Below are 12,628 nucleotides of genomic sequence, written 5' to 3'. Positions count from 1 at the left end.
AAGACGTGGTCAATCATCCCGCTGGTACCTATTCGTCCAGCTCAGCAGGTCCTCGACGTCCAGCCGATGGCGTGCAGTCCGCCTTGTGCTGGTGGGTCTTGGCACACTGTTGGCACACTGAAATCCTCCGCCGTCGACGGACCAGCTATCGCGTCCCTACCGCTGTGCGGCTGGCGCGAATAGGTTACGCGAACTACCACTACAGCGGGCATGCCTGCGTCTCAGCCAAGACGGCGGTATTCGCGAAGGGGTTACCCGTCGGCACTGGATCCGAACGGCCTGGCCTCTGAGGGACAGCCGAGCCACCGCAGAGCGGTCGAAGCGCATTCGGAATCGGGCACCAGACCCAAGTACAACGCGAGACTCGACTCGATTCTCCAGATTCCGTCCGAACGAACAAGTTACTCAGCCGCGTTCTAGATGGCCACCCATCCGATCCCCCTAGGACGAAACCACCATGTCCGCACACCCTCCGAAGCTCGACGCGCCCGTGTGCGCACCGCACCCGTCCCCTCCGCACTCCAACGCGCACACACCGACATCAGGTGCACACGTGTTCTTCTGGAGTGTGCTCGCCGTATCAGCGTTGGTGAGCATCACCGGAAATGCTGCGCACGCGGTCATCTACGCGCACACAGTGCCCATTCTCGCAGCTCCCGTCGCGATCATTCCACCGATCGCCCTGCTCACCGCAGTACACGGCGTCACCGTGCTGCTGCGCGCTCAGTCGCAGAGCCGAGCTGTGCACCGAATCGCGATGTCGATGACGGTGCTCATCGCGGCCGCAGCCTTTTGGCTGTCCTTCACCGCTCTACGATCACTCGCCGCACTGGCAGGTATCCCTCGCCAACAGACGTGGCTGTGGCCTCTGATCATCGAAGGTTCCATGACACAGGCCACCATTGCGCTCATCGCCCTCAGCCGCACGCGAGGCCCCGCCGCGCGTCCGTATCAGTCACCTCCCGCCCGCGACGAGAAGGGGGGCGACGCCACCTCGCGAGAACCATTGCCGCAGCCCGATGTTGCGAGCAACGCCCCGATCGCACCGGAAAGCACTGAGCCACAGTGGGATCGGATTGCGGCGACGCTCTGTAGCCGAGACCCAGCCCGCCGCCGGGCGCCAGAGGACATCATTCAGATCCTTACCTGGCATCACGACGACGGACTCACCCCTACACAAATCGCCCGCAAGTCGAACCGAAGCCGTTCCGCGATCAGCAGGATTCTCGACCAAGCAGCCCAACTCGATGACCACGATGCAGGCTCGCAAACCCAACCCCCTCTCGAGACCGACTCTCCTGCCGAGTCATTCCGCCACTCGACATTCAGCGATGAGGAGTGTTCGATTGAGGGCGACTGCACCGGAGTTCGACCACACTGCGCACACATCGAACACGACGGGGGACACACTAGTGCACGATGACATCTCCTGCCCGACCTGCAGAAGCTCCGACTGGGTACAGAGCATTCCAGCGCTGTCCTCCGCTGGCATATCGACGGTCTCGGGCACCGACCACTATTCCGGCATCGGTTTCAGCCCGACGGGTGTGGTGCCCATGATCGGCACGACCTCTATCGAGCGCACGCAGACCACCCAACTGGCCGCCGCAACCCGGTACACGCCACCGCTGGTCTCGACCGTACGGCCAATGGTTCTGGGCCTGCTGATGACAGTTCCTGCCCTCGTCGTATTAATCACAATGGCGAGTTACCTTTTCGCCCACCCCGGCATGAACCATCCCACTGTCATCGACACGATCACCAGCGTGATGTTCGGTTCAGCGTTCGTGCTCGCGGTTGCGAGCCCAGCAGCTCTGGCCTTCTATGTCGTGCGCAGTCGCGTGCGACGCAACAGCCTGATCGCCCGAGGTCGGCCTTCTGCGTATGCGCTGTGGAGCGCTGGGATGTATTGCCACCGTTGCGGTTTCTGCTACTGGCCCACCACCACGGATCCACGCATTCCGGCTCACCAGCCACTGTCCACGAACCAATTCCAGTGGGCCGTCTGGAACGCTGGCGGCTACGCCCACATCTGAACGCCCACCAACGAGCGCCTAACGCCGCGGCAACGCCGATCAGGCAGTCGGCGGTGGGCCCGGAGGCCGCCGAGGCGTTCTACCGCGTGATCGATGCCGCATACGAGAGGCGTTCCATCGCGATGACCAGCAACATTCACCCGGAGACCTCATGGCAACCGACCCGCCGGAATCGTGTCCGCCACACCGGAACCAATCTGACCATCCACCCGGTATTCGCACTGACCGTTGATACTCGATCAGGGCCTGGCGTATCGGTTGATTTGCCGTCACCCGTCGGCATATCCGGTCTCGGTCGTGTCGTGTCCCATCGAGGCTAGGCTTCCGGGATGAGTACGGTGCAGTCCGGCAACGTTCCCGATCGAGGAGAGAAACGACGACTGCGGCCACGGCTCGTTTGGCATCTGTTTCTCGCCTGCACCATTGTGTCTTGCCTGGGCCTTCTCGTGCATGCCAGCGACCCGGCCAGCGCTGAGTCGGTGTTGTGGAAATTGTTCTTGATCGTGGCGTCGGTCACGTTTTTCTTCGGGATGATCGGTTACTTGGCCCGAATGGCCGTATCCCGGCGGCCTCGAGTACCCGAACTCGGTCCCCTGCTTGCGCCAGCGCTGGTGGTGGCATCCACGGTGACTGTGTGGAGCGCAGTCCTACCGATCCTTGTGCGCTGGCAGTTCTCGAAGCACAGCTTCGGCGAATCGGTCCAAGTTGGCTCGTAAGTCCGTGAGTGTGTAGCCGTCCAAGTCGACAAACGCGACGGCTCCGCCGGATACGAGACCGATCGGTGGGCGGCCGCCGGCACGCTCGGCGGTGCCACCATCGCGGACCGCTACCTCGACAACGAGCCCCTACTGACATGTCCGATCTCCGGAATTGGGTCCCCGGCCGTAACGTCACCCCCCGATGGGACGGTCTGGAAGTACTGTTTTCTCACCACCGCTGTCGAAGCAGAACCAATACCAGTTACCGTTGAGGTGATGGAGTCCGCGACTTGCGGGAGAGGTCTCGGTGAGCTGGGCTAACCCGGCCCCGTCCGAGCAGTAGTCAACTGCGGGGCTGGTCGCGAACCAGATCCCCGAGGCGTCGCGGAAGATGCTCGAGGTCGGGTGGTCGGAATCGTCGAAACGGTAGAGGCCGAGCCGGTGACCTTCGAACGTCCGCGGATCGACACTGCTGCGCACCTGCCGTGCGGACTCATCCTTTCGACCCGAGGTTGCCAGCTCGTGGCGGCCCGGATGAGCACCGCCTCCGGCTGATCTGATCTGTCCGCCGCACTTCACTTTTCCGTGCTCGGGCCTCTCAGGGTACTGGGATTATCTTGTTCTTCACTGCCAGAGCCCGATTCCGTTCTACGGCGGGCCTCCGGCCATCGAGCAGATTCTTCGGATCCGAGTTTCGCGCGCGTACTCGTCTGGCCCTCGGCTGGCTCCGGTTGGGGCCGGACCGGTTTCGTTGTTTCCCTTCGTGATGCGGAGATCAGTTGCCGTGCACGTTTGGCACTGACTTCGAGTAGCTCGGCGATCTCGGCGTCGGTGTGGCCTTGACCTTGGATCACCGCAGCCGCTGCCGCTTGTGCTTGTTCGTGACCGGCGATCTCCCGTTCGGCAAGAGCAGTGACGTCTTCGATCCGGCGTTTGAGGTCCTCGATGTCGGCGTCGCGGCGCTGTCGCACCAGCCCGATGGCGTGCCATGCGTTGATGTAGTCGCGCACTGCGGCGGTAACGATCTTCTCTCGCTCACGCTGAGCGACTCGACGGTCCAGCGCTCTGCGGCGTGAGCGTTGCAGACGCGCAGTGATTTCCGGTGACGAACCACGACGTATACGAGCGGGGCGGGGGCGGCGATTTTCGTCCATAACGAACTCCTGACAGGTGTGAAACCGGTCAGTCCCTCGCACCCACCACGATACCCGGCACCACCGGCCTGAGCGCACGGCACGCACCGCTCTATCGACCCACGACGCAGCGGCATCCTCCTACGCCCGACCGACGGCCCTGGTCACCTCTGTGTCCAGACACATGACGTGCAGGCGGGATTGATCATTCCTGCCTGCTCGATGCGCCCGCACCTCGGGCGAATTCGCTCCAGCGCTCGGGCCCGTTTTCCGTACCGCAGAAGGAGACCTCCGTGACCGGCACCCGTCACTTTTCGGTGACATGCGTGATCTGTTCGACCAGATCGAATCCACGGTGAATGCTGTTCTGGCTCAGCGCAAGTGGATGGAGGATGAGATCCGTCAGGCGCAAGGACGTCACTCCGGGACGCGGGATCTGTTGTGGCACAGCGATACGCTGTGTGTGCCGACTCATCGCGTGATGTCCACCGAGTTCGTGTACCGCAGCCACGTGCGTGAGTTTCTCGAACGTGTTGCCGCAGGGGCCGATTCCCGACCGGGCACCGCGGCCGAAGTAGCCGCGGCGATGATGACCACCAGCCTCGCCACACCGCTGAACAGCACCGGTGTGGGGTTGTATCTGCGGATGTGTCGCAAGGTCGGTTTCCCTCCCGGTCGACAACTCCGCGCGCGACTACTACGAAGACGCCGGCGGCCCGCTGATCGACGACGCCGAGACCACGCCCCGTCGCAGGCTGGCAGTCAGGGCCCGCACGCTGGGCACCATCACCTGCACCGGGCACCACGACCCGGACTGCCAATTCACTGACCCCGGCCACTGAACGCGCTCACCCACCTCACCGAGCTGGACATGTCAGGCCGGTCCGCACGTGCGCCCGCACCGATTGCCGGTGCGGGCTTCGCTCGGCCGGGCCTCCAAACCGACAAGGAGTCAACAGCAATGGCGTCGATCGACTTGTTCTTCCCGTTGAGCGAGGTCCAAGGGATTGCTGAACACGCGGTCGCCGCGCGGGAGCATTCGCCTTCGTTGGCTCAACTCGACGACGGTGTGCCGGGGGTTCCCTCATTGATCTGGGCGAAGCACAACAGCACCTATCTGCGCAGCAACGGGCTCCCCCGCCAGCTCGCCGACCGCACCGATGCGGACGGGCCCGCACACGTGGTCTATGCGGTGGGTTGGGGGCCGGGGACCGGCCCCGCGCTCGGTAGGACCCCAGTGGGTGGTGACGACTTCGCCGAGCACATCGAGTTGACCGAGCCGATCCCCGAAGGCAGCAGCCTGATCGACTTGATCCGCAAGTACGCCGGCGAGGGCGGCTGGCTGGTGATCACCGCTACGCCCGGACCCTACACAGTGAGCTTCGCTCCTCCCGGGCCACCTCGTTCCTTCTGACCATTCCCGCGGCGCGACCGCCGCCGACTTTCGATGTTGTTGACGCCGTGACGGATTCCCGTCGCGGCGTTCGTCGTTTCTGCTCCCGCTTCAGGAGGCGATCGTCATGCCCTACCTCTCGGTGTCCCTGGCACCGCCGTGCGCGATGTGCGGATCCCGGACTCCTGGAGTCCGCCACGACACGGCCGAGATCGAAACTGTCTGTACTGCTTGCCTTTCCAGTCTGTCGTGGTGTGACCGGTGTCGGGCACCGAGCCGTGCACTGGTCCCGACTTCGCATTCCGGATTCTGGTGCGGTGCGTGTGTGGCCGGGGTCGCGGTGTGCGGGCACTGCGGCCGTTACAGCGACAATCAGGTTCCCGCGGTCGGCGGGGTCACCGTGTGCGCGGTGTGCGCGAACCGGCACTTCGACCAGTGCAGCGTCTGTGCCTTGTGGGCTGGGTCGACACGCTACGTCTCCGGCGGACGCCGCGTCTGCGAACACTGCGCCGCAAGTTTCACCAGCTGTGAGGAGTGCGGCACGCTGCTGCCGGACTACAGCGTCTGCGATGCCTGTCATTCGGGTGCGGAGGTATGGAACTACAGCTACAAACCCGATCCGCGCTTCCACGGCGCCGGACCGCTGTATCTGGGTATGGAGCTGGAAGTCATTGTCCCCCAGCCTCTTCGCCATGAAGCTGTGGCTGCGGTCTCCGATGCTGTCGGCCTGCTGGCGTACCTGAAGAACGATTCCTCGATCGAACCCGCGGGATTCGAGTTGGTCACCCACCCGATGGACTACCCGTTCGCGATGGGTGGGTTCCCGTGGCCGCTGCTGGGTGAGTTGGCCGAGTTAGGGTGTGTCTCCGATCAGCGAGTCGGGCTGCATGTGCATGCCTCGCGCGCCGGGTTCGCTTCTCCCGCACACATTTACCGGTGGGCAACGTTCTTGTATCGCAACGAGGCCGCGGTCAGCGATCTGGCCGGCCGCCGGTCCCGGTACGCGCGATTCTCCACCCAGGCGCGAGGCGCGATCAAGGACACCGCGAAAGGGCACCCGCACGGCAACGACGTGGACCGCTACCAGGCGGTGAACCCACATCCCCGCCACACCCTCGAGGTGCGGGTGTTCGCCGGATCCCTGGACCCGGTCCGGGTGCGTGCCGCCCTGGGGTTCGTGGCCGCGTCGGTCGAATACACCCGCGGCCTGACCGCGCACGACATCACGCGCCATCACGGTTGGGACTGGCCGAGTTTCACCGACTGGGTGCACGCCCGCACCGACACCTACACGGCCTTGGCGCAGCGTCTGGGAGAGGTGGGTCTGGCGTGTGCCTCCTGACATTCCTGCCCGGCGGTGTGGCGCCGGACCTGTCCGCGCTCGCGATCGGCGCGAGCATCAACCGCGACGGCCACGGCTGGGCCGTGCTCACCCGCACCAGGATCATCACCGGGCACGGGATGAACGCCGATCGGGTGATCGCCGAATTCGCGTACGCCCGAGACGAACACCCGCACGGCCCGGCGGTTTTCCATTCCCGGTGGGCCACCCGGGGCGCGGTCACCCTCGACAACTGCCACCCGTTCCCGCTGGGCCGTGATCAACGAACGTGGCTGGCGCACAACGGAACCCTTCCCCAACGGGTGCATCCGCGGGCTTATGATCCGCGGTCGGACACCCGGATCGCCGCCGAGGACTACCTGCCCAAGCATCCGTTCGGTTCTGTCGATACCCGGCGCGGATTCCGGGGCCTGGAATCATGGCTCGGCCGCAGCAAACTCGTGCTCCTGACCCTCGATCCGGCCTACGCGCACCGCTCGTACGTGTTCAACGAGCACCTCGGGATCTGGGAATCGGGTATCTGGTACTCCAACACCGGATACCAAGCCCGCCAACCTATCTCGTGGTGCGGCCCGTGCCGGTACTGCCGTGCCCACGGTCCCGAGCCGGGTAGCCGGTATTGCGGCCGGTGTGGGTGGTGCTTCCGGTGCCTGGCCGACTTCGCCGACTGCGACTGCTACGCACAGCATTCCCGCCACCGCTCCCTGCCCGGGCCGAACGCGCTCGCACGGCCGTTGACTGCGGTGAACCCGGTCTGATCCGCGGATATCCTCCGGTTCGCCTCGGACACTGATCCGCCTGTTCGTGCTGTTGACCACGGCCCCGCACCCGATCCGCTTCCCTCGGATGCGGGGTCGTCGTCATTTCCCTTGGAAGGAAGCGACCTGTCATGCCCGTGTCCGCTGAGGTCCTGTGCCGCACCTGTTCTTCCGTGCTGCCCGAAGACCCACCCGATTCACGCTTATGCCTCGCCTGCGCGGCGTGGCGGGTGTGCGCGAGCTGCGATGAGCTCGCCGAGGAGGTGTACCTCACCGTCAGCGGCAGCGAAGTGTGCGAGGACTGCCGCCGAGATTACCGATTGTGTGATCGCTGCGACCGGTGCGACGAGACTACCTTCACCCTCGACAACGACGACATCGTCTGCGAGGACTGCTCGGCCCTCTACGACGAATGCGCCAACTGCTACACCCTGCTCGCCGAACAGGACACTGCCTGCCAATCCTGCGGCCACACCGACGATTCCGATGACCGGGTCCGCGATTACTTCTACAAACCCACACCTCGGTTCCACGGTCGCGGTCCGGTGTTCCTCGGATTCGAACTCGAAATCAAGACCCCTTCGCGGGCCTGGGACAGGTGCGTGGATCTGGCCCTCGAGCAGCTCGGCGGCCTGGGGTATCTGAAGCAGGATTCCTCGATCGGGTGCGGGTTCGAACTGGTCACCCACCCGATGGACTACCCCTACGCGCTGGAGCGGTTCCCGTGGGATCTGCTGCCCGCGCTGGCCGATGAGGGCGCGTACACCGACCACGAGGTCGGCCTGCATGTGCATGTGTCCCGGGCCGGGTTCTCCTCTACCGTGCACGCGTACCGGTGGTTCAAGTTCTTGTACCGCAACCAGTCTCGCGCCACCGTGCTCGCGCGCCGCGATCCGGCCACGTGGGCCAGTTTCGACCCGCACGCCCGCTCGCACACCGCCGACATCGTCAAGGGCGATCGCGGGTTCGGGCGTTTCCAGGCGATCAACGCCGTACCCGAGGACACCTACGAGGTGCGGATCTTCGCCAGTTCCCTGCGCCCGCAACAGGTTCAGGCCGCGCTCGGGTTCGTCGACGCGACCGTCGAATACACCCGCACCCTCACCACCGCCGACATCGCGCGCCACCGCGGCTGGGAATGGACCGCGTTCACCGCCTGGCTGCGCACCCGCGGCCTCTACGCCCCTCTGTTGACCGAACTGGAGGACCTGGCATGTGCATCCTGACCTACCTGCGCCCCGGCGCGGCACCCGACCTCGACGCCCTGCTCGGCGGGGCGCTGGCCAACCCGCACGGCCACGGCTACGCAGTCATCGCCGAGAACCGCATCCTGGTCGGACACAGCCTGGATGCGGCGGCCGTGATCAGCGAATTCGCCGCTGTGCGTGCCGAACACCCCGACGGTCCGGCGTTGTTCCACTCCCGGCTGGCCACCCACGGCACGATCACCCCGGACAACTGTCACCCGTTCTTCGTCGGCAGGGACGAGCGAACGGTGATGGCGCACAACGGGATCCTGCCCGAGGGCATGCATCCCGCGCCCGGGGACCTGCGATCGGACACCCGCATCGCCGCCGAGGATTTCCTGCCGCTCCGGCCGTTCGGGTCGCTGGATTCCGATACCGGCCGGGGCTTGCTCGAGCGGTGGCTCGGAACCGACAAGATGGTGCTGCTCACCGTCGATCCGGCCTACCCGCAGTCTGCGTACGTGTTCAACGAACGCGCCGGCTACTGGACCGATGCGGGGATCTGGTACTCGAACCTGTCCTACCGCACCCCGCCCGTGATCTACGGCGGCGACTACAGCATCGAGGACGAGGTGTACTGCCTGGACTGCGGGGAGTGCGACCCCGAACGACCCGGCTCGCACTGCACGTACTGCGGATTCTGCGCCGCCTGCTTCCGAACCTTCCCTCACTGCGAATGCCGCGACCTGCGCGGTCGTGACCGGTACGCCGACCTCGATGAATACCTCACCGCCTGACTCACACTCCTACCGCGCAGCCCGCCTACGGGCTGTGCGCGTATCGCTCGCGCACTTCGTTCACCGAGAGGAGCACCACTGTGCAGTCGATCGACACCACCGAGGCGCACGATCGGCAGCGGCGTTGTGCGTGGGCGCTGCTGTCCCGCATCGCGCTTTGTTCGCCGGGGATGGTCGCCGAACTCGTGCACCTTCACGGTGCGGTCGCCGCGGCGGACCGGATCGTGAGCGGGGTGGTCGATGCCCGCTTCGGCCCGCAGGATTGGGAGCGCGCCGAGAACGACCTGTTCCGGACCGCGCTGATGGGTGGCCGTTTGCTCACTCGCGACGATCCAGTCTGGCCTGCGCGCCTCACCGACCTCGATCACCTCGGAGCGGACGTACACGCTCCGATTGCGTTGTGGGTCCGGGGCCCCGAACAGCCGGACCTGTTCGCGTCCACCATGATCGCGGTCACCGGGGCCCGCGCCGCAACCGGCTACGGCGAGCACATCACCCACGAGTTCGCCGAAGCACTGGCCCGCAGGGGCCGCACTGTCCTGAGCGGCGCCGGGTTCGGCATCGACGCGGCCGCCCACACCGCGGCCCTGACCCAGAACGCCGCGACAGTTGCGGTCCTGGCGGGCGGGCTCGATCGCCCGTACCCGTCCGCGCACGAGCCACTGCTGGGACGGATCGCGCAGACCGGGCTCGTGATCTCGGAATACCCACCCGGCATCAGGCCGATCAAATCACAGTTCCCGGCAAGGAATCGGATCCTCGCAGCCCTCTCGGCCGGAGTACTGGTCTGTGAAACCGGCCTGCGCAGCAGCGCCGGTAACACCGTGGGCTGGGCCACTCGCCTGGGCCGCCCGGTCGCTGCAGTCCCCGGCCCGATCACCTCAGCCGGGTCCGCGGGCTGTCACGACATGATCCGCACCGGCCGCGCCCGCCTGGTCACCCACCACCATCGAGCAGATCCTGGACACCATCCCCGGCTGAGCGGTGCTGGGCTCGCGGCCCTTGTGCGTGAATGCGCCTAGATCACTGCCGGTCTCGGGCTTCAACCCCACCGGCCATCCAGACCATCGACCACACCGAGACCCGCCGCCCGATACCTACCACGCCCGTTCCGGCGGTCTGCACGACTGAGGGCCCACGGCTCGCGTCAGAGCCGATTCTCCCTCGTCGCCTGGTATGCGCCCCGGCCTGTTCGCTCTTGCAGGCAAGCCGGGGCGCTGTCGTTCGTACCCCCTTGTCCCGAAAGGCGATTGCTCATGCCATCTGCCTCGACCACTATGCGTTGCGCGGCGTGTCCGACCGCGCTGCGACCCGAGGATCCGCCCACCGACCACCGCCTCTGCCCCACCCGCACGCAGGTTCCGTGGTGCAACGGCTGCTCCCGGCCAGCGGTCCAGCAGCATATGACCGTCGATGACGGAGTGCTGTGCGGAGACTGCGTCACCGACTGGTCCCAGTGCGGGCGCTGTCACCGCTGCACCAACGACGTCCAGGACACCGTCGAAGACGGGCCGGTGTGCGAGGGCTGCGCGGCAGACTACTCCCGCTGCGATGACTGCTGGCTCCTGACCCGAGACAGTCGCGAGCTGGACAACAACAACACCGTGTGCGTGCGGTGCGCCATCGACTACCGCGCCTGCACTGTCTGTGACCAGCTCATGGCTGGATACTCCGACTACTGCTCGGACTGCGCACCCGCCAGTGACCACATCCGCGACTATGGCTACAAACCCACTCCGCTGTTCCACGGCACCGGGCCGGTGTTCCTGGGCTTGGAGCTGGAACTGAAAACATCCCGCGCGGATTGCGAGGATTGCGCCGAACTCGCCGCGAGGAAACTGGGCCGCCTCGGCTATCTCAAGGACGACGGATCGATCGGACACCGGCGCGGATTCGAGATGGTCACCCACCCGATGTCCTACCCGTACGCGATGCAGCTGTTCCCGTGGGATCTGCTGCCCCAGCTCGAGGAGCGCGGCGCGTACATCGACGGGGATGTCGGGATCCACGTGCACGTCTCCCGCGCCGGGTTCGCCTCGCCGGTGCATGTGTATCGGTGGATGAAGTTCTTCTACCGCAACGAATCCCACCTCACCCAGCTCGCGCGGCGGTCCTCGGACCACTGGGCCGCGTTCGGGCCCCGCGCCCGGGCCGGCATCGTGGATTTCGCCAAGGGCAACCACGAATACGGCCTCGGGAACTCTGGCCGCTACCAGGCGATCAACATCCTGCCCGAGCACACCTTCGAGGTGCGGATCTTCGCCAGTTCCCTGATCCCGCAACAGGTTCAAGCCGCCCTCGCTCTCATCGCCTCATCGGTCGAATACACCCGCACCCTCACCAGCACCGCCATCGCGCGCCACCGCGGCTGGGAATGGAGCGCGTTCACCGCCTGGCTGCGTACCCGTCCCGACTATGCGCCGCTGCTGGCCGAACTGGAGGACCTGGCATGTGCATCCTGAGCTTCTTCAAACCCGGCCTCACCCCGAACCTCGCCACTCTGACGGCCGGGGCCGCGGTCAACCCCGACGGGCACGGCTACGCCGTCATCGCCGCAGACCGAATCATCACCGGCCACGGCCTCGACCCGGACGAGGTGATCGACGAATTCGCTTCTGTGCGTGCACGATTCCCCGAGACTCCGGCGTTGTTCCATTCCCGTCTAGCCACCCACGGGCGTATCGACACCACCAACTGTCACCCGTTCCTCGTCGGCGGTGACGAACGAACGGTACTCGCGCACAACGGGGTTCTGCCCGCCACGATGCAGCCCGTCGGCGGGGACCCGCGGTCGGACACCCGGATCGCCGCCGAGGACTTCTCCCGCGTGCGCCGTTCGGGCTGCTGGACTCCTGGGTCGGGCGCAGCGGCCTGGAAACCTGGTTGCGCACCGACAAAATGGTGCTGCTCACCCTCGACCCGGCATACCGGCACACCGCCTACATCTTCAACGAACACCTCGGGCACATCAGTGACGAGGGAATCTGGTACTCCAACACCAGCTACCGGTGGGCTTATGACACCCGCTGGTACGACGAATCCGAACTCGATGTCCAGGACGACGCGTACTGCGGGTTGTGCGGCGAGTACGACCCCGCACGCCCCGGCATCCACTGCGCCTACTGCGGGTTCTGCCAGAACTGCGGACGCGGGTTCCCCCGTTGCCGATGCGACGACCCAGATGAACGAACCCGGTACGCGGACTCGGACATCGAGACCGCCGTCGCCTGAAACCAGCCGCCCCTTCCACTCGACCGCCACACCGTCGCGACGGGGTGAAGCGG

The 12,628-nt window shown here is 65.7% G+C and carries 13 protein-coding genes; 11 read left to right on the top strand and 2 right to left on the bottom strand.

Annotated features, from left to right (window positions below; all coding sequences use genetic code 11):
- The first annotated feature begins 553 nt into the window (after positions 1-553).
- From AC5WS7_RS00415 to AC5WS7_RS00405, 3 genes are all read left to right on the top strand, one after another.
- Positions 554-1,423, top strand: coding sequence for a DUF2637 domain-containing protein (locus tag AC5WS7_RS00415; RefSeq protein WP_495952298.1), 870 nt, complete (start codon positions 554-556; stop codon positions 1,421-1,423).
- The gene (locus AC5WS7_RS00410; RefSeq protein WP_495952297.1) at positions 1,413-2,036 is read left to right on the top strand and encodes a hypothetical protein; all 624 of its coding nucleotides are present in this window, start codon (positions 1,413-1,415) and stop codon (positions 2,034-2,036) included. Before AC5WS7_RS00415 ends, AC5WS7_RS00410 begins: the two co-directional genes overlap by 11 nt.
- A 329-nt stretch (positions 2,037-2,365) precedes the next feature.
- Positions 2,366-2,752 (top strand): hypothetical protein, encoded by a 387-nt coding sequence (locus tag AC5WS7_RS00405; protein WP_495952296.1) that lies wholly within the window; start codon positions 2,366-2,368, stop codon positions 2,750-2,752.
- 557 nt (positions 2,753-3,309) lie between these two features.
- Here the strand turns inward: AC5WS7_RS00405 and AC5WS7_RS00400 are convergent.
- Positions 3,310-3,888, bottom strand: a complete 579-nt coding sequence (locus AC5WS7_RS00400) for a hypothetical protein (protein ID WP_495952295.1) — start codon at positions 3,886-3,888, stop codon at positions 3,310-3,312.
- Positions 3,889-4,174: 286 nt separating this feature from the next.
- On the bottom strand, positions 4,175-4,315 hold the full coding sequence (locus AC5WS7_RS00395) for a hypothetical protein (RefSeq protein WP_495952294.1): 141 nt from the start codon (positions 4,313-4,315) through the stop codon (positions 4,175-4,177).
- Between the two features lie 513 nt (positions 4,316-4,828).
- On the opposite strand from AC5WS7_RS00395, the gene AC5WS7_RS00390 reads away from it, so the two are divergent.
- The 8 genes from AC5WS7_RS00390 (at position 4,829) to AC5WS7_RS00355 (ending at position 12,575) form a co-directional block, all read left to right on the top strand.
- Positions 4,829-5,281, top strand: a complete 453-nt coding sequence (locus AC5WS7_RS00390; RefSeq protein ID WP_495952293.1) for a hypothetical protein — start codon at positions 4,829-4,831, stop codon at positions 5,279-5,281.
- A 304-nt stretch (positions 5,282-5,585) separates the two neighbouring features.
- On the top strand, positions 5,586-6,602 hold the full coding sequence (locus tag AC5WS7_RS00385) for a hypothetical protein (protein ID WP_495952292.1): 1,017 nt from the start codon (positions 5,586-5,588) through the stop codon (positions 6,600-6,602).
- Entirely contained in the window at positions 6,590-7,360 is a 771-nt protein-coding gene (locus AC5WS7_RS00380) for a class II glutamine amidotransferase (RefSeq protein WP_495952291.1), read from the top strand. Before AC5WS7_RS00385 ends, AC5WS7_RS00380 begins: the two co-directional genes overlap by 13 nt.
- A gap of 131 nt (positions 7,361-7,491) precedes the next feature.
- Complete coding sequence (locus tag AC5WS7_RS00375) at positions 7,492-8,586, top strand: hypothetical protein (protein WP_495952290.1); 1,095 nt, start codon at positions 7,492-7,494, stop codon at positions 8,584-8,586.
- A complete protein-coding gene (locus AC5WS7_RS00370) occupies positions 8,574-9,344 on the top strand; it encodes a hypothetical protein (RefSeq protein WP_495952289.1) in 771 nt (256 codons plus the stop codon). Before AC5WS7_RS00375 ends, AC5WS7_RS00370 begins: the two co-directional genes overlap by 13 nt.
- Positions 9,345-9,424: 80 nt before the next feature.
- Positions 9,425-10,366, top strand: coding sequence for a DNA-processing protein DprA (gene dprA, locus AC5WS7_RS00365; RefSeq protein ID WP_495952288.1), 942 nt, complete (start codon positions 9,425-9,427; stop codon positions 10,364-10,366).
- A 381-nt stretch (positions 10,367-10,747) separates the two neighbouring features.
- Positions 10,748-11,806 (top strand): hypothetical protein, encoded by a 1,059-nt coding sequence (locus AC5WS7_RS00360; RefSeq protein ID WP_495952287.1) that lies wholly within the window; start codon positions 10,748-10,750, stop codon positions 11,804-11,806.
- 421 nt (positions 11,807-12,227) lie between these two features.
- Positions 12,228-12,575, top strand: a complete 348-nt coding sequence (locus AC5WS7_RS00355) for a hypothetical protein (RefSeq protein WP_495952286.1) — start codon at positions 12,228-12,230, stop codon at positions 12,573-12,575.
- Positions 12,576-12,628 lie beyond the last annotated feature (53 nt).

It is taken from the genome of Nocardia sp. PLKS1-43, assembly GCF_059510335.1.
This window is presented reverse-complemented; position numbering and strand designations above follow the sequence as displayed.

Coding starts and splice junctions, on each gene's coding strand:
- AC5WS7_RS00390 (WP_495952293.1), top strand. CDS start 4,829: ATGGCGTCGATCGACTTGTTCTTCCCGTTGAGCGAGGTCCAAGGGATT.
- AC5WS7_RS00360 (WP_495952287.1), top strand. CDS start 10,748: ATGACCGTCGATGACGGAGTGCTGTGCGGAGACTGCGTCACCGACTGG.
- AC5WS7_RS00375 (WP_495952290.1), top strand. CDS start 7,492: ATGCCCGTGTCCGCTGAGGTCCTGTGCCGCACCTGTTCTTCCGTGCTG.
- AC5WS7_RS00400 (WP_495952295.1), bottom strand. CDS start 3,888: ATGGACGAAAATCGCCGCCCCCGCCCCGCTCGTATACGTCGTGGTTCG.
- AC5WS7_RS00405 (WP_495952296.1), top strand. CDS start 2,366: ATGAGTACGGTGCAGTCCGGCAACGTTCCCGATCGAGGAGAGAAACGA.
- AC5WS7_RS00370 (WP_495952289.1), top strand. CDS start 8,574: ATGTGCATCCTGACCTACCTGCGCCCCGGCGCGGCACCCGACCTCGAC.